This is a genomic window from Vibrio sp. 10N.247.311.47, from assembly GCF_041467535.1.
Taxonomy (GTDB): Bacteria; Pseudomonadota; Gammaproteobacteria; order Enterobacterales; family Vibrionaceae; genus Vibrio; species Vibrio crassostreae_C.
In genome coordinates this window covers 1-19,160 of record NZ_JBFSUR010000002.1, presented here as the reverse complement: position 1 = coordinate 19,160, position 19,160 = coordinate 1, and the positions used below count along the sequence as shown (strand labels likewise).

General features: G+C 44.6%; 12 protein-coding genes. 5 read left to right on the top strand and 7 right to left on the bottom strand.

All coding sequences use genetic code 11. The features are described from left to right. The first annotated feature begins 1,154 nt into the window (after positions 1–1,154). The 4 genes from AB6E51_RS01610 (at position 1,155) to AB6E51_RS01595 (ending at position 7,629) form a co-directional block, all read left to right on the top strand. On the top strand, positions 1,155–2,372 hold the full coding sequence (locus AB6E51_RS01610) for a ParA family protein (RefSeq protein ID WP_017061213.1): 1,218 nt from the start codon (positions 1,155–1,157) through the stop codon (positions 2,370–2,372). 5 nt (positions 2,373–2,377) lie between these two features. Next, complete coding sequence (locus AB6E51_RS01605) at positions 2,378–3,352, top strand: ParB/RepB/Spo0J family partition protein (protein ID WP_017061212.1); 975 nt, start codon at positions 2,378–2,380, stop codon at positions 3,350–3,352. Positions 3,353–3,445: 93 nt separating this feature from the next. Then, the gene (locus AB6E51_RS01600; protein WP_102428097.1) at positions 3,446–5,539 is read left to right on the top strand and encodes a GNAT family N-acetyltransferase; all 2,094 of its coding nucleotides are present in this window, start codon (positions 3,446–3,448) and stop codon (positions 5,537–5,539) included. 419 nt (positions 5,540–5,958) lie between these two features. Then, on the top strand, positions 5,959–7,629 hold the full coding sequence (locus AB6E51_RS01595; protein ID WP_372055654.1) for a FapA family protein: 1,671 nt from the start codon (positions 5,959–5,961) through the stop codon (positions 7,627–7,629). Positions 7,630–7,751: 122 nt separating this feature from the next. Here the strand turns inward: AB6E51_RS01595 and AB6E51_RS01590 are convergent, their stop codons facing one another. From AB6E51_RS01590 to AB6E51_RS01565, 6 genes are all read right to left on the bottom strand, one after another. Further along, positions 7,752–9,866, bottom strand: coding sequence for a type I secretion system permease/ATPase (locus tag AB6E51_RS01590; RefSeq protein ID WP_017061209.1), 2,115 nt, complete (start codon positions 9,864–9,866; stop codon positions 7,752–7,754). 18 nt (positions 9,867–9,884) lie between these two features. Then, entirely contained in the window at positions 9,885–11,795 is a 1,911-nt protein-coding gene (locus AB6E51_RS01585; protein ID WP_017066342.1) for a LapD/MoxY N-terminal periplasmic domain-containing protein, read from the bottom strand. Between the two features lie 5 nt (positions 11,796–11,800). Next, complete coding sequence (locus tag AB6E51_RS01580; RefSeq protein WP_019823329.1) at positions 11,801–12,469, bottom strand: transglutaminase-like cysteine peptidase; 669 nt, start codon at positions 12,467–12,469, stop codon at positions 11,801–11,803. Between the two features lie 59 nt (positions 12,470–12,528). Then, positions 12,529–13,920 (bottom strand): HlyD family type I secretion periplasmic adaptor subunit, encoded by a 1,392-nt coding sequence (locus AB6E51_RS01575; RefSeq protein WP_017061206.1) that lies wholly within the window; start codon positions 13,918–13,920, stop codon positions 12,529–12,531. Positions 13,921–14,032: 112 nt separating this feature from the next. Beyond that, positions 14,033–15,319 carry a sigma-54-dependent transcriptional regulator gene (locus AB6E51_RS01570; protein ID WP_372057766.1) on the bottom strand — a complete coding sequence of 429 codons (1,287 nt, stop codon included), beginning with the start codon at positions 15,317–15,319 and terminating at the stop codon, positions 14,033–14,035. Positions 15,320–15,403: 84 nt separating this feature from the next. Further along, complete coding sequence (locus AB6E51_RS01565) at positions 15,404–17,311, bottom strand: ATP-binding protein (protein WP_372057676.1); 1,908 nt, start codon at positions 17,309–17,311, stop codon at positions 15,404–15,406. A 167-nt stretch (positions 17,312–17,478) separates the two neighbouring features. On the opposite strand from AB6E51_RS01565, the gene pdxH reads away from it, so the two are divergent. Then, positions 17,479–18,114: a pyridoxamine 5'-phosphate oxidase gene (gene pdxH, locus AB6E51_RS01560; protein ID WP_017061203.1), complete on the top strand. Its 636-nt coding sequence runs from the start codon at positions 17,479–17,481 to the stop codon at positions 18,112–18,114. A 102-nt stretch (positions 18,115–18,216) separates the two neighbouring features. Here pdxH and AB6E51_RS01555 read toward each other — a convergent pair whose 3' ends face one another. After that, complete coding sequence (locus AB6E51_RS01555; protein WP_032549012.1) at positions 18,217–18,999, bottom strand: helix-turn-helix transcriptional regulator; 783 nt, start codon at positions 18,997–18,999, stop codon at positions 18,217–18,219. Positions 19,000–19,160 lie beyond the last annotated feature (161 nt).

The following is a 19,160-nucleotide window of genomic DNA, read 5'->3' as shown; positions in this document are numbered from 1 at the left end:
TTTGATTAATATGATCTTAAATGATTAAGTGATCTAATGATCTGGACGTAACCTTGCTTATAAGTGGCTGAATTTAAAGCATTAAAATAAATCGCCTTGGAAAGCATGATCATAAAGGTTCCGAAACTATGATCATTAAACTTAAGAAAGCATGATCACAGAACATCAGAACGATGATCATTAAGTCATTGTAAGTATGATCATTATTGGTTCGAAAGCATGATCATTATACTTATACAGCTTATCCACAGATCGGAATTCAACATCGGTTTCTAAGTCGCTTTTGACTTGTCTAAGTGGACACTTGTGGTGGCCAATCTATCGGAACAATGATCAAGAGAGCATACTTTTTTATCGTTCCTACCCTATTGAGTGCAAAATTTAGTCTGTATCCGCTGGAAATGGATTGCTTTGATGTATTTAGAGCGGGTGGGTCTTAACTAGGAAGCATGATCATGAAATTGTCATGTTTGTGTATTCTTGGTCTGTGTCGATTGAATTTTCAATCATTGAGCCCTTATAGGCGTTGAATCCCCATTCCAAAAGCATTTGTCCGTAACTTAGTTCATAAATTACATGCTTCCGGAACTATGTTTACTTGATCATTTTTCCGGAGGTTGATCATTTTCAATGTGCAGTTGCTCGGATCAATATTGCTCAGTTTACGCCTTGATCATGCTTCATAATTTGGCGTTATCAATTATCTTACACTGGATGTGCTCCATGATCATTCTTCCGGTTAGGTTCCAATCCTCTGTTGTTTTTTGACACCCCATCTTCTCTTCTGTTTTGAATTTTTTGGTCATTGAGTGTTTTTTAATTTTTATTGGATTGAAAATCTATAAATTCGAATGCAAATCACACCAACCGTAATCTACGGTTGTATTTCAATCGTTCCGAAGGTTTTTCGTTGAAATTCCATTTACATTGTAAATAAGTGATGCTGTAACATTTAAAATGTAGACTAGAAATAGCATGGTTATACATGATAGAAACAGTCATTTTTGTGTTTGTCTAAGGCGATGTTTCATCAAATTGTAAAAACGCGGTCTATTTTATGTGATTTTACTCATAAATGTATGTTCATGTTTTTGTTGTGTTTGTTGTTAATCGCTGTACAATTTGTACTTAGTTAATCATTACGGAAACTGGCAATGAAAAGAGAACAAACGATTGATAAGCTCTATCAGCTAGCCGAACAAACTCAACAAGTTCAGGCTGACCGAATTGAGATTATTTTGGAAGAGCGAAGTGATGAACATTTCCCTCCAATGTCTAAAGCTATGATGGAGACTCGTTCTGGTTTAACGCGTCGTAAGCTCGATGAAGCGATCACTAAACTTGAAGCTGATGGCCATCAGTTCACAAAGAACAACGCTAATCATTACTCGATTTCATTGACAGAAGCTCACATGTTGATGGACGCGGCAGAAGTGCCGAAGTTCCATGAACGTAAGCAGCACGCTGACAATAAGCCATGGATTATCAACGTACAAAACCAGAAGGGTGGTACGGGTAAATCAATGACAGCAGTTCACTTAGCCGCTTGTTTGTCTCTGAATTTGGATAAGCGCTACCGTATCTGTCTGATTGACTTGGACCCACAGGGCTCTTTGCGTCTGTTCCTAAATCCACAAATTAGTGGGGCAGAGCACGACAGCATCTATTCTGCCGTCGATATCATGTTGGACAATGTGCCTGAAGGCCAAGATGTCGATCTAGAGTTTCTTCGTAAGAACGTACTATTGCCAACTCAGTATCCAAACCTGAAGACAATTTCTGCTTTCCCAGAAGATGCGATGTTTAACGCTGAAGCGTGGCAAAGCCTTTCACAAGATCAGTCACTTGATATTGTTCGTCTGTTAAAAGAGAAGCTTATCGACAAAATCGCCGATGATTTCGATGTGATTATGATTGATACCGGCCCGCACGTTGACCCTCTAGTATGGAATGCAATGTACGCGTCGAACGCACTTCTGATTCCATGTGCAGCTAAGCGTTTGGATTGGGCTTCAACGGTTAACTTCTTCCAGCACTTACCAACGGTTTACGAAATGTTCCCGGATGATTGGAAAGGTCTCGAGTTTGTTCGTCTAATGCCAACCATGTTTGAAGACGACAACAAGAAACAGGTGTCAGTTCTGACCGAAATGAACTACCTGTTGAATGATCAAGTAATGATGGCAACCATTCCAAGAAGCCGTGCTTTTGAAACCTGTGCTGACACTTACAGCACGGTTTTCGATCTAACGGTAAGCGACTTTGAGGGCGGTAAGAAAACTCTAGCTGTTGCTCAAGACGCAGTACAAAAAAGTGCTCTAGAATTAGAGCGTGTATTACATAGCAACTGGCCTTCACTTAATCAGGGATAACAACAATGGCAATTAAAACATCTGACTTAAATGCAAAGCTATTTGGTAAAGCAAACAAACGTCGCGTAGCAACACCACAAGAAGCGCAAACAGCGGCAAAAGAACAGGCTCAAGTGATTGAGCTTTCTGTTGCTGGCGAAGATTTGGTTTCATTTGAATTGGTTCGAATTCCTGCGGCTGAAGTGGCAACTCGAACGGTTGTCTTTGAAGAGAATGCTCGTGAGCAATCTTTCTTAAACGAGCATGCGCTTTCTGATGTTCTTACAACATTGAAAGAACGTGGTCAGCAATACCCAGCAGTTGGTCGTAAGAACAAAGACGGTAAGATTGAAGTTCTTGATGGTAGCCGTCGTCGTATGTCATGTATTTTGGCTGACAAAGAGTTCCTAATCTATGTTGCTGAAAACATTAACGGCGAACACGCTAAATTCCTATCAGACGTAGCTAACGCTCATAAACCGCTTTCTCTTTACGAGAAGGGCAAAGAGATGCAAGCGAAGCTGGACAAAGGCGAAGCTGAAGACCAGAAAGCACTGGCAAAAATGTTCCAGTGCAGTGAAGCTTTGGTGAGTGGTGCATTGAAAGCAGCCGCTTTGCCACTTGAATTGCTACAAGCTTACCCAAATGTGAGCGACCTTGGTCGTCCAACTATTGTTAAACTGCACAAGCAGTTTGGTGGATTGACGAGTGAACAGCAGCAAACACTGCTGACTAAGTGTGATGCTTCTGAAGGTTTTGTATGGCAGCGTAGCGAAGCTCAAGGCGTAACTCGTCTAACCAAAGACGTGACCGAAACATTGGAAGGTTGGATTCTTGAATTGGCGCCAGCGCCAGCGAAGAAAGCTTCTCCAAAAGTTGAGCTTATTAAGGGCCGCGTATCATACAGCCGCAAGGGTTCAAACTTGGCGTTGAACCTTAAGAAAGTTGATGACGCAACAATGGAAGAAATCCTCGCCTTCGTACAATCGAAGCTCGACTAAGTCGACGACTTTTCATTACTCCTCTAAAGCCGCTTTATGCGGCTTTTTATTTGGCTGTGATAAACTGTGTTTAGATGAACCTGGACGCTAACTATGACAAACCCAACCAACACTTTTCTACATACACTTTCTAATATTGCTCAGCATAACGATCACCGTTACGGCGTGGTCTTTGATGGCGATTTTGATTGGCAAAACTCTGCTGTTTTTACCTTCCTTCAAGATTCAAACACTCCGAGCATCTTCCAGGTTGGCGGTACGCCATTTGAAGGTGTGATTCATGCTCCAGTAAAAAAAGGCCAACAACTGCTTGGTCGTGAGTGCCAAGTTCTTGTTTGTGATTTTAGAGAGCAGTTCGATGCGAATGGTTTTAGTGCCGCGTTGGGTTCGTTAGTTGGTGGTGGGTTGTTGTTGGTGTTGCCGCCAAAAGTTAATGCCTCTGAAGATAGTGAAAGCTTTGGCCAACGTTGGTTAAAACGTCATTTCGATAAACTGATTTCTGTTTCACAACATAATGAAGCCGGCGATGTAGTTCAAGCAACTCACGCTCTTCCTCAGATGCAAAGCGCCCAAAACGGATTGGATAAATTTGAACAGCAAAACACGGCTGTTGAATTAGTCAAAAAAGTGGTGTCTGGACATCGTAAACGTCCTTTGATTCTCACTGCGGATAGAGGGCGTGGTAAAAGCTCGACATTGGGTATTGCCGCAGCGCAGCTGTTAGTTGAGCGTCACGGTTTTAATATTATTGTTACTGCGCCTTCAGTGAAAGCGGTAGAGCCGGTATTTTCTCATGCTGGCCAAGGGTTAGAATCTTGCGAAGTGGTCAACGCTACTCACATTCGCCATCAAGGGGGAAGTTTGAGATTCGTCGCGCCAGATGAATTACTTAAATCCAAGCCCGATTGTGACCTTCTATTTGTTGACGAAGCGGCTACAATTCCAATTCCGATGCTTAAATCCATGGTCGACATCTATCACCGTATGGTTTTTTCGACCACGGTACACGGTTACGAAGGCAGTGGACGAGGGTTCGGTATTAAGTTTGAGTCTTGGCTTTCTGAGCATCGTCCGGGGTGGAAAGGCTTTAAGCTCGAACAACCGATTCGTTGGAATAGCAACGATCCGCTAGAAGCTTGGTTGTTTGATTGCTTCCTACTTGGTAATGACGCATCAGTCACTGAATCGGCGGTTGATGAAATCGAAGGCTTTTCTGCTGACGCAATCAACCAATTAAACTTGGGCGAGTTATCAAAATCAGAATGCTTGGCTAATCCTGAGCAGCTACAACAATGTTTTTCTCTTCTCGTGGATGCGCACTATCAGACCTCGCCAAATGACTTAATGCAATTTCTCAACAATCCAGCAATCCGTTTATACGCCGCTTGGCAGCAAGATAAATGTTTAGGTTGTATGTTAGTGACGGAAGAGGGTGGTTTGGACAGCGAGTTGATTACTCAAATTCAACTTGGAAAACGCAGGCCTCAAGGTCACCTTGCTCCAGTATTACTGGCAAACCAACTTGGCTGTACTCATGCGGCGAGCAGTCGTTGCCTTCGAGTGATGCGCATTGCTGTTTCAGCGCGTCATCAAGGTTTGGGTATTGGCCGTTGGATGTTGGCTCAGTTATCACAGCAAACCAGCCAAGCAGATTATCTGGCGACAAGTTTTGGCGCGACCAGCGAATTGATTTCTTTTTGGCGTGGTAGTGAATTTGAAGCTGTGCACATCGGCCACCAGCGAGATCAGGCCAGTGGCTGTCACTCGGTTCTGATGGTTAAGGCGCTTAACTCAAACTCTCAAGGCTGGATAAGCCAAGTTCAAAATCACTTCGAGCGTAGCTACTGTTTTCTTGTTTCAGGTTCTTTGGTTTCACTTGAAACCGATATGGTACGAGCGCTGCTGCCAAAGAGTGTTCACACTGTTAGCGAGTTTGAAACTCAGTTAGTTAGAAATCACGTGAACGGTGGCAACAGTTATGATGCGATCAGCTTCAGCGTACTGAACTTGATTCTACTCAGCAACGATCGAAACATAGGTATTTCTGACTTACTCATCGCAAAGGTTGTTCAGCAGAAAGAGTGGGGGACTTGTGTCGAACAGTTTAATCTTGTTGGTCGTAAACAAGCAGAGATTCAGTTTCGTAAAGATGTCGATGTTTTGCTAGCAAATTTACAGTGTAAATAGGCTAGCCATCATTTAAATAGACTGACCGCTACAAATTAGATTTACAGTGTAAATTAGAATCTTGGATTTACACTGTAAACTGAAGCTCCATATTCAAATCCGTTTTTACCCTGATTATCTGTTACATCACTTCTGTTTCATCTCTCCACTACAGCCTTTAATCTTCTAAAGCTATTCGCCTTTACTATCTAGCCCTACATCGAATCAACATTCAATCGCACGAAATATTCTGAAAAAATTTTCCTATGTATTTGTAAAGGCGAAGCAGATCATAAAATGTGTAAGTCTTATTTATGAGTCATGTTTGCAGAGTCGAAAGTAAGTGATGTGACGCTGATTATTCTAATAATGTGATACTCAGCGCAGAATGAATTATATAGACTGAATAACAACTGAGTCATTAGGGATACTCAATTCGAATGTGGGATAACATCGTTACATTGTCGGAAGACAAGCAACAAGTAATGGCATGTCTGCCAACCGGGACTGTGGTTGACGCAAGCTTTGATAACAAGACGCTGCCACCAACCTTGGAAGCTTTGAATGCATCAAACTATTTTCTTTTCGAAGAAGAGGTGTTGCGTTTCGTTACTCTTGCTAAAGAAGGTAAGGGTGAAGCTTATGAAGGAATCTTGATTGCCGAAGTTCGAAATGCCACTGTTGCGGTCGAACTGTCTGATGATGAGATGTTGGCGAGCCTCGTGGTCACTGGTCCCTACAATGGACACCCACTGCGTGGCAGCGACATCATTCATTGTTTATCTCAAGCTCAAATAACAAAAGGAATAAATAAGTTAGCGCTCAGAAAAGTTCTGATGATGAGTAGCAAACTTAAGCCCGGCGAAAAGTTTACTCAGCCAGCCGCTAAAGGGACACAACCAGTAAAAGGTAAAGACGCTAAGTTTGCCGCTTTGGTTGAAGATATTACTCGTCAAGTATTGAAGCCTCGCAGTAAAGACGAAGGCAAGATTGATATGCGAGACTTGGGACAAACCATTACCGTTGGTCAAAATGATCACTTAATGAAACGAACCCCCGCTACCAAAGGCATCGCTGGCTTTACCGTTCAAGGCCGAATTATCCCACCGCTTCCTGGACAAGACAGTTTAATCAAGCCTGGAAAGGGCACTTACATCTCCCCTGAAGATCCCAATTTACTACTCGCCTCACACCCTGGATTGCCCATCATTAAAGACCGAACCATCGAAGTGGATGACGCCTTATGTGTCAGCAACGTCGATGTCTCAACTGGGCACGTTAAATTTAAAGGTAATGTCTTTGTCTCTGGCAACATCGAGCCGGGGATGATCGTCAAGGCGACCGGAAGTGTTACGGTTGGTGGCTTTATCGAATCGGCCGAAGTGCAAGCTCAGGGGGATATCAAAGTCGCGAAAGGCATTATCGGCCACACGACCAAAGAGGGTGAGCCAAAAAGTTGTAAGGTATTCAGTAAAGGCTCTATCACAGCAAGCTACGCACAGAATGCCGAGCTACAAACGGCCAATGACCTTCGACTTGGTGTGCACAGTATGAGTAACGACATTCGCTGTGGTAACAACCTTATCGTGATGGACAGCTTGAAAAAACACGGCACGCTAAGCGGTGGTGAAGCCAAAGTTGGCGGAAAAGTAGAATGTGTCTTCTTAGGTGTTGAGGGAGACACCGCAACTAAGGTACATGGTTTTGCGCGCTACGATGGTTACCGCCAAAAGATAGCTGAGCTGAAGGAAACTTATAAATACACTCAAGAGCAAACCATGGGTGTGATTCGCCAAGAGTTAGAATTTAAGAAGCGCCCGAAAGCAGAGAGAAGCGAAGAGCAAGCCCTAGAAATAGAGCAGCAACGTGAGAAGAATAACCTCGCAATTGAAAACACAAAGTCGCAGTTAGATACACTCGAAGCAGAGTTTGAAACCAACCTTGCTGAATGCACGGTAGAGGTACACGAAAAAGTGTATACCCGAGTGACGATTCAATTTGGTGATGAGACAGTCACAACCAAGCGGACCCACGGCGGAAGTGTTTTCTCATTCAACCAATACGAGATCCAATGTTCGTTTAAGATGGAGCAAGAGGATATTGCTTTGTAGGCTTTGTGTTGAACATAAGTGATGTATGGTTAAGGTTACGATACTGACAAATCGAAAAAGGGGAGCTGATGCTCCCCTTTGGGTTTCTACTGATAATGATTTATTTAGGTGATTTGAGCGCTCTAACTAACGGCTCTCACTCGGCCTTGTTTAAGGTCTGAAAGAACCTGTGCTTTTGGACCATCTGCAATGATGCAGCCTTTCTCCATTACGATCACTCGATCGACAATGTCCAACATCGACGTTTTGTGTGTAATCAGAATCAACGTCTCGCTTGGTAGCAATTGGTTAAGTTGGTGTTTGATGTGCATCTCTGAACGGTTATCCATAGCACTGGTCGGCTCATCCATCAACAACACTGGCGGACGGCCAAGGAAGGCTCTAGCAATGGCAATTGACTGACGTTGTCCACCAGACAGCAAGGCACCACCTTCACCCACTTGGCGTTCCAAACCTGCAGGATCTTGTTGAGTAAACGCGGTTACCCCTGCACGGTTTGCTGCATCCATCACGTCACGGTCATCCACCAAAGGACGACCTAAAGTAATGTTGTCTCTTACTGAACCGTAGAACAGGTTACTGTCTTGCGGAACACAACCTATATTGCGTCGTACGTCGACATGATGCAGTTGCTCCATATCCGTGTCATCAATACGTACATGGCCTTCTGTGGGCTTGTACAGGCCCATAATCAGACGTTCTAGTGTGGTTTTACCTGAACCAATACGACCAATGATTGCTACTTTCTCACCAGGACTAATATTGAGGGTTAAGTCTCTAATTGAAGCCACTGGTGAATCTGGGTAGTGGAACGTCACTTTATCTAGCGCGATATGGCCCTGAATAATCGGACGGTGAATGTAGCGTTTACCTTCTTCTTGTTCATCAGGCATCGACATCACTTGCTCAATCAGAGTCATTGATGACTTTGCTTGATTGTAACGAGTCGAAAGCAAAGATAACTGAACAAGAGGACCAATCGCTCGGCCACTCAGCATGGTCGCAGCGATCAAGCCACCCATCGTAAGCTCACCTTCCGCAATCAGGTACACACCAAAGATGATCATACCTACGTTAGTACTCTGCTGAACAAAACCGGCGGTGTTTTGGATGCTGTCTGTGATGCGTCGGCTTTTGATATTCCAATTCGCCATGTGAGCCACGGCTTCTTCCCAACGGAATTGGAATTGGCTTTGCGCGCTGAATAGCTTAACGGTTTCTAGACCCGCCAAACTTTCAATCAAGTTTGCATACTTCTGCGAGGCAAGACGAGATCCTTCTTCAATGGTGCGGCGCAGTGGGCCTTGGATTAGCAATGCATAGACGATCAAAATGACCACGCCAGCAACGGGAACAAACACAAGGTTTCCAGCCATTAACCAAATTAGCGCTAAGAACATCAGTGCGAAGGGGAGGTCGATTAACGAGCCAATGGTTGCAGAGGTAAAGAATTCACGAATGGATTCGAACTCTTGCAAGTTTTTAGCGAAAGCACCGACAGAAGCAGGCTTCGCTTCCATACGAATCCCCAGTACTTTACTGAACAGTTTGGAGGAAATGAGAATATCGGATTTCTTACCGGCAACGTCAATGAAGTAGCTGCGCATCAATTTGAGCAGCAAATCGAATAGGAACACGACAAAGATACCACTTGCCAGCACCCACAAAGTTTCAAAGGCGAGGTTGGGAACTACCTTGTCGTACACCAAGCGTGTAAACATCGGCGCGGCTATCGCGAAGATGTTGATCAGAATGGAGGCAATCAACACATCTCGGTAGATGTTTTTCGATTCCCAAATCGTACTCCAAAACCAATGCCCTTTGCGTGTTTTTAGAACCTCTGGTGAACGTTCATCATAACGGAACTGTTTCTTGACCAAGAAGTAGCGACCGATGAATTGTTCTTTCAGCTCTTCGACGGGAATGATGATTGGCACCATTCCGCTTTCCGCTGTAATGATTTCCGCTTCTTGCTTCTCTAAATCGATACTGTTGAGAACGCACGCCTCACCTTGTTTAAGTAGTAAGACCGCAGGCAGTATCAGGTGAGGAATCTTTTCTAAGTCGGAACGGTTTTCTTTTGCCACTAATCCTGCTCGTTCAGCAGAGCGTGGGAATAGGAAAGGGGTTAGCTTTCCATCGGATAGTGGTAGCCCATTGATCAACGCTTCGGGCGAGTTAGCTAACCCGTAATACCGGCTAACGTAGATCAGTGAGTTCAATAGTGGATCTTGCATGTGATATAACCCTTACAACTATTTATCAACAATGAAGCCTTGGAACACTTCTACGTAGTTATCAGACAGAATATCTAGCTGAGTCTGAGTTTCTATTCGAGACGCGATGGTGGTGACGCCTAGGTTGTGAGCGGTTCTAGAGATCGACGTTAAGGTAAACTTCTGTTTTTCGTCATCAAGGTTATGTGTGAACAGGTAATCTAGCTTCACATAGCTTGGACGGTATTCGTTGATGTAATCCAGTGATTGGAAGTTACGTCCGTAGTTATCGACACCAAACACCGCTTCAGCGTTGCGAATGGTGTTACACAAAAGTGCCGTGTAGTGCGGAACGTTGATGAAGCAGTTTTCTGGAATCTCAAAGTGCAACAGGTGAGCGATTGAAGCATTCTGTTCAAGCGTCTTACCGATCCAACGGATGAAGCTTGGTTGAGATATACTGCTTGGCGAGAGATTAATAGCGACTGGGCTGGTTACTTCTTTTGCATTGAGCTTTTCAACCATCTTCTCAATAACGTATTGGTCGAGAATGTGGCTCATTTCAAGCTGTTCTAGCGCGTATAGATACTGGTTAGCACCGTAACGCACGCCATCTTTTTCAATCGCAGAGAACACCTCTTGGTGATACGTTTTACCAAAGGCATTGTTTGCAGCCTGCAAACGGAAGGTAATGAGGTCGTTGATGATCGCTTCTTCAACCAACATACGCCATTGTTGTTTGCCCATCACTGCGCCGTGATCGTCTGCGGTTACGTAGCCGTAAGCAAGTTCTCGATTCGCCTTGGCACTTGAGAGTGCGTTATCCACCAGCGACATGATTTCAGTACTGGTTTTACGCTTGTTGCTGTAGGTCACACCAAGAGCAATATGTGGATTCGCAGTGCCTGTTGGGTCTGAACCTAGGCTCTGGATACAGTTTACGATGCTGCTCGCGACAAGTTTCAGTTCGCTCTCATCAATGTTTGGCATGATGAAACCGAACTCGTCACTAGAAATACGAGCGATGGTGATATCTGGATATGAAATTGAAGCTTGCAGCTGTTCAGCCAGTTGATGAACCAAGGCATCACCTTCTTGATAGCCCTTTTCATCGTACTCTTCACTGATAAACTCCGCTTTAAGTACCGCTAAACCACCTAAGCTCGACTCCTCTAACCATTGAGTTAACTGAGACATGTAGTAAGCACGGTTACCTAGCTGAGATACAGGGTCGATATATGCTCTTTCACGTAACTTCTGAGCTTCTTTCGCTTGGTTTTTAAATGCCAGTTCAACTTGAGTCGACATGTGGTTGATACCATCGACAACCAAGGTGAGATCTTTTGTCTTTGGACGAGCCAGAGGTTCGCCAAACTGATTCTTGGCGATCTGATCCATCTTGGTAATGATCAACGAGAGCGGGCGTAAAGCGCGCTTAAGGATCCAAGAGATAGACACCAAACCGAGCAAGAAGATCGTGCCAAATATGCTCAGTAAGCGGATGAATGCTTGCCAAAGTTGATCGTAGGCAGGGCCTGGGTGACTTACTATCTCGACCTCGGCCAATTGCATCCAGCCACTGGTGATCACGCGGCGGTCATGAACAGGCTCGAACAGGTTTAGGTTGGTAAACCACTCTGGTACGCCAGTTGGCTTTACAGGGTATGAGCGGAGAATGTCTTCACCGCTATCGAGAAAGATCAATCGAACGACTGAGTAAGAACTGCCATCAAACAGGGCGTTGATAACAGACTCCACTGCCACCTTGTCCTTTTCTTCTAGGTAAGGGGCGAGAGCCAGTCCAACAGTATTAATGGTATTACTTACCTCAGAGCGTTGCTGCTCCTCTAAGTATCCACGGGTGGTATTGAATTCGATCATAAAAACTGACGTCATCAGCAGTATGAACACTGCAACCATCCCGACCACAAGCTGTTTATATAAAGTCATTGTACCTACTCATCGTAATTGATAATGGGTTTGTTTAATTTTAGAGAGCGCTCACGTGAACGTAAGTCGTTCCATAAGCTCAATCTTGAAGATTTCCCTGCCAACTTGCCGCTGCCTGCTGCCGACTTGATCAACCAAAGGTTTTTACCGTTAAAACTGTAAATTGGTCTTAGATCTGGGCGTTTGGAACCGCGTTTAATTTCAGGGTTTAAGTTGTCCAAAATTAGTGGTTCTGCACTCGGTGTTGAGTAGTACGCCAACACCATGTGGAACTGGTTTAGCTCCAGTGCTTTTACGTACACTAATCGTAATTTCTTATCTGGGACGCCCAGTTCAAGCAAAGAGAAGTATTTTGCGATTGTGAAGTCTTCACAATCACCGGCGTTGCTGCCTAAAAATTCCAGTGGTGTTGCCCAGTAATCATTCTTTCCCCACAGTATGTTGTCATCGACAAAGTACATCTGGTTGAAGAACTGGTTCACCGACCTGAGCTTCTCTTTTTCACTTAATCCGTCGTATGACGTCATATTTGAGCGCCATGTTGCCACTCGCTTTCCGGCTCTATCGCCGTAGGTTTTGGTCACTGCATCTATCCACCGTTGGTCGCTCTTGTTGAGCGCCACAGAGGTGAAAGAGGTGAGGACCAGCAGCAATAGCGAAATCCGAGACTTCATAGCCTCTGCTCTTGTCTATTTGCTGTGTATTGAAAGGCGTTATCAAACATCAAACGTCCTTACTCTTTTAGTGCATTGTTTTGAGCGCTTAATAGTGGCTTCAACATGTACTCAAGCACGGTTCTTTTACCCGTGATGATATCGACAGAGGCGGTCATACCTGGAATGATTGGCAACTCTTCGTTCTGTCCAAAATTGTGTTTTTCGGTGCGCACGCGCACGATATAGAAGCTATTGCCTTCTTCATCTTGAGTGGTATCGGCACTGATGTGCTCTAACACGCCTTCTAGACCACCGTACTTAGTGAAGTCATAAGCACTGAATTTAACGATGGCAGTCAATTCTGGGCGTAGGAACGCGATATCTTGCGGGGCGATTTTCGCTTCAACCAATAGAGAGTCTTCTGTTGGTACAATCTCAACGATGTCCATACCCGGTTGGATAACCCCGCCGACAGTATTAATACCCAATGTTTTAACGGTGCCTGTTACAGGAGAAACCACCACGGTACGGTTTACTCTGTCTTCTAGGCCAACGGCAGATTCGGTCATTGCAGAGAGCTTGTCTTGGGCTTGATTGAGTTTTTCTTGTTGTTCGGAGCGGAAGTTCAGTGCGGCGTCAATACGGCTGAGCATGGATTCTTTGATTGCTGAGCGTAAAAGAGGAATTTTTAGCTCGCTCGAAGTCATTTCTCGGCGAGTGTCGTTCACTTGTCTTTGCAGTTTAAGTAATTCAATTCGTGGTACCACCCCTTCATCGGCGAGAGGTTTGGTGATATCCAGTTCTTGGCGAGCAAACTGGTAGCTCTGTTTTAGGTTTCGAACACGCGCTTTAATCTCAACTAGGTCTTGCTGTTTCTGTTCAACTTGTTGATCAAAAACGGAAAGCTGGTTTCTCAGATTATTGAGATCTTGACGGTATTCTGCTTTTTGACGATTAACCAGTTGAGGTTGAAGTTCATAGAATTTAGGTGGGAACGCAAGCTTGCCATAATCGAGAGTGACACTTTTCTTCCATTCTTTTTCAGAGAATTCTTCGTTGATGACAACACTGGTCAGGGAAGCGGAAAGCATTAACACGTTGGCGGTCAAGTTCGCGACTTGTTGTTCACGTTCGCGGAAGTCAGAACGGAATCGTGTGTCATCGATTAACAGCAGTTGTTGACCTTTTTGAACGCGTTGGCCTTCTTTAACTAAGATCTCTTTAACCAAGCCACCTTCAAGGTTTTGTACCACTTGGATCTGAGAGGAGGGGATCACTTTGCCTTGGCCAACGGTAACTTTGTCGATCTCTGCCCATGCAGACCACCCAATAGCAGCAATAAAAAACAGAACGATCACCCACAACATAATTCGCGCACTGGTGGGCGTATTGAGGAGTAGTGCCGCTGTTTTATCATCGACATACTCAAGCTCGGTCTCGTTCAATTTGCTGAAATTTTTCTGACTCATAACAGTCCTTGTTCGCTAAATAAAAGTGCAAGCCTATTGAGTGTATTCTTACTTTTGATAAATGTTAAGATTTTGCTCCTTTAAATCTTTGAATTTATATATTTTTTAAGACTTATCGGCTCTTGAAATCTGTTTTATCGAGTTGGTGCTTTCTTAGTTTGTCATACAGTGTTTTTCGCGACACCTGCAGCTCTTGTTGTACCTCTTTTAAACGACCTTGATGGCGATGTAGCGCCTCAATCAAGATAATTTGTTCAAAGCTATCGGTGCGTTGGTTCAACGACTGTTGTTGCTCTTCAATGCTCATATCGAGTTCATTTTGCTCATCAGTATCGCTGTCGAGCGACGGCTGCTTAATTTGAGTCAGCACTCTGAGTTCAGCATGTTGGCGAAGCTGACGAATGTTCTCAGTCCAATGCGTTGCAATGAGTCGCTGAATCTCTTTTTCTGTAATGACGGGTGGCGGCAGTTGATAGCGACTGGCTGCACCACGAGCAAAGTGTTTGAACAAAGAGCCAATATCTTCCGTTCTTTGCGCCAAGGGTAGTAAATTAAATCGGCGCAGTTCACCTGTAATTGTAGTAGGAACTACTGTAGTTGCGATAATGATACAAGTTGCATTGGTCTTGCATGAGTTTTCACGAAGTAGAGTGGGTTTTAGGTTCGCTAACCACAGCCATTGATCCTGAGTTAGTGCTTCTGTCTCATGGATATAGAGTGTTCCACCTTGATGCTTCAAGAACAGTTGCAAAATAAACTGATGGAATGTCGCTTCGTCACTGCGTGGCAAATTAAACGCAGCGACAGGGCAAAGCTCCGCGGTTTGATGACTGTGTAAATCATGGGTGTATTGTGCTGTGACTCTTTTCCCCGTCCCTAAATCACCAACAAATAATAGAAGTGGGTTAGTTTTGGTATCTAGGGTGATCAATTCTCGGCGTAATGCCTGCATTGATGGTGATTGACCAATCAGTTTCGGGCCAACCTGATTTTGCATTGCCAACTCTTTACGCAGTAGGTTGTTCTCTTCAACCAGTGCGAGCTTATCCGCCGCTTTTTTAACGGCAGTGAGTAGGGCATCGACCACAAATGGCTTTTCCAGAAAATCGTAAGCGCCGGCTTTCATCGAGGACACCGCGGTTTGCACGTCACCATGTCCGGTAAGTACGATGACCTGAAAATGAGGATTTTGGCTCAGTAACTTTTGCGTCAATTGAATGCCATCCATCACCGGCATGTGAATATCGGTGACGACAATTCCGGCTTGCGTGGTATCTATTTTCTTTAATGCCTCAATAGCATTGGGAAAGCAGACAATATCGATGCCTTCAATGAGCATGGCTTGTTCTACGGAGTCTCGAATGGCGGGTTCATCGTCGACAAAATAGAGTTTAGGCATAGAGTGCAAAAGCCGATTCCTTAGCAGTAGGTTAGATTAGCAGTATGTGAGATTCGTTTTCTAATCAGCGATAACAACGGCGTGTTAGCCCTTATCGTTATATAACGGGATGTTTAGCGAGAATACCATGCCTGAAGGCTCTAACCGGTTCGCGCTGATCGTGCCGTGATACGCTTCAATAATCCGTTTCGATATTGAAAGCCCTAGCCCTAAACCTTCCGGTTTGGTGGTGAAAAACGGGTCGAACAGCTGTTCTAGTTTGTCATCTGGCATGCCAATTCCGTTATCCCAAATGATCAGCTGACAAGCGTTGTGATGAAGTTGCCATTCGATGCCTATCTGTGGGCTAGCCTGTTGGTCAACGCTTTCCAGGTTTTGTTGCTCCTGCAAGATTTTCTGTTCAAGAACTTGTTGTTGCAGCGCTTGAATCGCGTTGTGAATCAGGTTCACTAGTACTTGTTCGAGTTCGGTTGGATGAATCGCAATATTGATGTCATCTGGCACCGTGCTTAGCCTTAGCGTAATGCCTTGCTTGATCATCAGCGCACTGAGAATGCTAGTGGCGTTATTGACCGCTTGATGCAGGTTCGCCACATGATGTTCTTGTTTGGTGACCTTGCGAGTAAAGACTTTGAGTCGCGCGATGATGTCGGTAATGGTGTTGTTGAGGCCAATCATTTTCTCAAGATTGCTTTTCACTAAATCGGTTCGTTCCATTTCCAGTAGCTTTAAGCTGTTTTCACTGTAGGTTCGCAGTGCTGCAAGCGGTTGGTTGATTTCGTGGTTAATGCTGGCTGACAGCTCACCGAGTACCGCTAATTTTGCGGTTTGTGTCAGCTCTTGTTCTGTCTGTTTCAACTTGGATTGCGACTCTTGGTATTGAAAAAGGGTTTGTTGCAGCTGTTGATTGGATTGCTTCAAGTAGTGAGTGCGTTTATCAACGGTTTGCTCTAGGTTTTGGTTGAGTCGGGTCAACGCCACTTTCGCGAGATAAGTCTGGCGCCACGACCAAGCGATGAGCATCACCAAGCTGTAAATCACCACGAAGATGACATCGATCTGCAAGATTTTAATAAGTTCAGCTCTGGTCTCTTTTAGGGCAACAACTTGGTACTGATTGTTGCTGATGGTAGCGGGGTAAAGATTAAATGCACCAAGCTTGAATAACTGGTTGGCGGTGAGCTCTTTTCGGATTTCATTGGATTGAAGGTTGCTAGATTGATTGGCGTTGCTAGTTTCTGATTGAGAGCTTGAAGGACGAAAGGCTTCGATGATCGAAATTTCGCTTTGACCGTATTGGCGTTGAAGTGCGATATCCGTTTGTTGTTGCTGCGTTAATGGCAACAATGAATGGTAAAGCCACGGAGCTTGGCTTGATAGAAAGACCACTTGGTTAGAGTCGAGTACTACGATCTCAAAATCGTCGCTGGTCAGGATGTTTTCGAGATTTTCTAAGCTCACTTTTACGGTGATAACGCCAACAACTTCCTTGTCGATATACAGAGGTGAAGACAGAAAATAACCTCGTACGTTCGAGCGAGCGCCTAGCGCGACATATTGTGTGTTGTTACCTTGAATGGCAGAAGCAAAGTAGGGACGAAACGAGAAGTTCTCACCGACAAAGGTACGAGGCTTTTGGTAATTACTGGAAGCGACCACAGTACCGCTCGGGTCGTGAATATAGATGGTGTCGGCCTGGCTTTGATTCGACCATTCAAACAGCAATTGATTGAGCTGCGCGGCGGAAATCGATGAGTCAAAATAAGAGAGCAAGCGCGGGTCATGGCTGAGCAAATCTGGGATCTGTTTGAATTTATCCAGCTCAGAATCGATTTGTAGATTGGCTTTATTCGCCGCTTCATCGAGTTGCTGAGTGACGATTTTTTCTTGGAATTGTACTGCCATAAAGTGGGTTGCGGTCAGCCCTGCAGCTCCCAATAACAATGAGAATAAAACAAAGGGCGTCATTAGGTTAGGCAGTATTTTGGTCACTCGGATCTCAGCTTGTCATCGGTTTGTATAAAGATTATCAATATGATGGAGAGAGTACCGAGATCTTGTTAACACAGAGCACCTTCTGTGAGACAAAACCATGGCTTAGACTTGTGTTTCAAAGGATTACGGCGCAAAATCACAAAAAAATTAAAAGGAGCAACCAAATGGAACTGACAGATATTCGTCGCGAATACGCTAAGGGTGGATTGAGACGTAAAGACTTGGCCGCAGACCCGATTGAGCAATTCAACCTATGGCTAGAGCAAGCCATTGAAGCGAAGTTGACGGACCCTACTGCCATGACAGTTGCTACGGTTGATGAAAATGGTCAGCCATTCCAACGCATTGTTCTGCTGAAGAATGTTGATAAAGACGGGTTCGTTTTTTACACTAACCTAGGTAGCCGTAAAGCGCACCAGCTTGAGCACAACAGCAAAATCAGTTTGCACTTTCCTTGGCATCCACTTGAGCGACAAGTTCATATTACGGGCACGGCTGAAAAGCTAACGGCTATGGAAAATATGAAGTACTTCTCGTCACGTCCAAAAGAGAGCCAATTGGCCGCGATTGCAAGTAAGCAGAGTAGCCGCATCTCAGCGCGTGGGATTTTAGAAGGTAAGTATCTAGAGCTTAAACAGAAGTTTGCCAAAGGCGAGATTCCCGTGCCTTCTTTCTGGGGTGGTTTCCGTGTACGTGTAGATAGCATTGAGTTTTGGCAAGGTGGTGAACACCGCTTGCACGACCGTTTCTTGTTCTCTCGCCAAGACAACAGTTGGGATATTGATCGCCTAGCGCCTTAGGCTTTTTGATCGCTTAGCTGCTTAACAGATCTAAAAATGCCGTTGATTAGACTTATCAAATCAACGGCATTTTTTTGTCTGCATTTTCAGATGAACAGTCAATCAGTTACTGTGCAGAACAACGGAGATCTGTTTTTTGAGCAGAGTTTCTGGGATCACTGAGCCCAATCCTGAATCCAACGCATACTCAATCAATTGGCTTTTACTGCGTGCATCAAACTTCTGTTTCAATCTGGCGACATGACCTTCGACCGTTTTGATTGAAATGTTTAACGTCGACGCGATGTACTGTGGTTTCTTGCCGAAAAGCAGTAAGAACAGCACCTCTGATTCTCTCGAAGTCAGCCGCTTTTGCAGTTTAGACACACGCGGCTCTGACCCCGCAAGCGATGCCTGATTGCCTTTTGTTCCTGTGGCCTGACAAACCCAATGACCAACCTCTAAGATCGCGGTATCGGTAAGCTCTTGGCCATAGAAGATGGTGCCTTGGACGTTGTCGTCATCATCAAGCCAAGGGGTTTTGGTAAAGATATGGGCGTGCCAGCGTCCGTCTGGATAGGGGTGAATATCGAGAATCTTAAGGGTACTGCGTGTATCCATTACATGTTTGTCTTGAGCCCTGAAATCTTGTGCGCACTCAGTGGTTTGACTGGGCATGTCGAAGTCGGTCAAGCCAGTACAAGTCTCATTGGGTTTTAAGCCAATCAATTGGTTGTAAGCAAGGTTGGCATACACGAAGACCGAGTCAGTATCTTTGCAGCCCCAGCAGCCTGGAAGTTGTTCGAATAAAGAACGATGTATGGAGTTGAGTGGATCTGGCAAGGTTTTATCTCGTGTGTTGCGATGTTGCAATAATATCAGTTTCTTATAGCGCTGCAATGGCAATTAGAGTACGAAAAATAAGGGGTGACTGACAGTTAAACGGACTGTTGATTAACTGTGTCAATCACGGAGAATCGATGGGCATAAAGGGTGATAATCAGGCAAAAAAAAGGTTCATCGCGGATTAGCGGGAACTAAAAACAAAAACGGTAGTAAGTGATATG

What these genes read in the sequence shown, in the direction of transcription:
- AB6E51_RS01610 (WP_017061213.1), top strand. Translation starts at nt 1,155, where the DNA reads ATGAAAAGAGAACAAACGATTGATAAGCTCTATCAGCTAGCCGAACAA.
- AB6E51_RS01605 (WP_017061212.1), top strand. Translation starts at nt 2,378, where the DNA reads ATGGCAATTAAAACATCTGACTTAAATGCAAAGCTATTTGGTAAAGCA.
- AB6E51_RS01600 (WP_102428097.1), top strand. Translation starts at nt 3,446, where the DNA reads ATGACAAACCCAACCAACACTTTTCTACATACACTTTCTAATATTGCT.
- AB6E51_RS01595 (WP_372055654.1), top strand. Translation starts at nt 5,959, where the DNA reads ATGTGGGATAACATCGTTACATTGTCGGAAGACAAGCAACAAGTAATG.
- AB6E51_RS01590 (WP_017061209.1), bottom strand. Translation starts at nt 9,866, where the DNA reads ATGCAAGATCCACTATTGAACTCACTGATCTACGTTAGCCGGTATTAC.
- AB6E51_RS01585 (WP_017066342.1), bottom strand. Translation starts at nt 11,795, where the DNA reads ATGACTTTATATAAACAGCTTGTGGTCGGGATGGTTGCAGTGTTCATA.
- AB6E51_RS01580 (WP_019823329.1), bottom strand. Translation starts at nt 12,469, where the DNA reads ATGAAGTCTCGGATTTCGCTATTGCTGCTGGTCCTCACCTCTTTCACC.
- AB6E51_RS01575 (WP_017061206.1), bottom strand. Translation starts at nt 13,920, where the DNA reads ATGAGTCAGAAAAATTTCAGCAAATTGAACGAGACCGAGCTTGAGTAT.
- AB6E51_RS01570 (WP_372057766.1), bottom strand. Translation starts at nt 15,319, where the DNA reads ATGCCTAAACTCTATTTTGTCGACGATGAACCCGCCATTCGAGACTCC.
- pdxH (WP_017061203.1), top strand. Translation starts at nt 17,479, where the DNA reads ATGGAACTGACAGATATTCGTCGCGAATACGCTAAGGGTGGATTGAGA.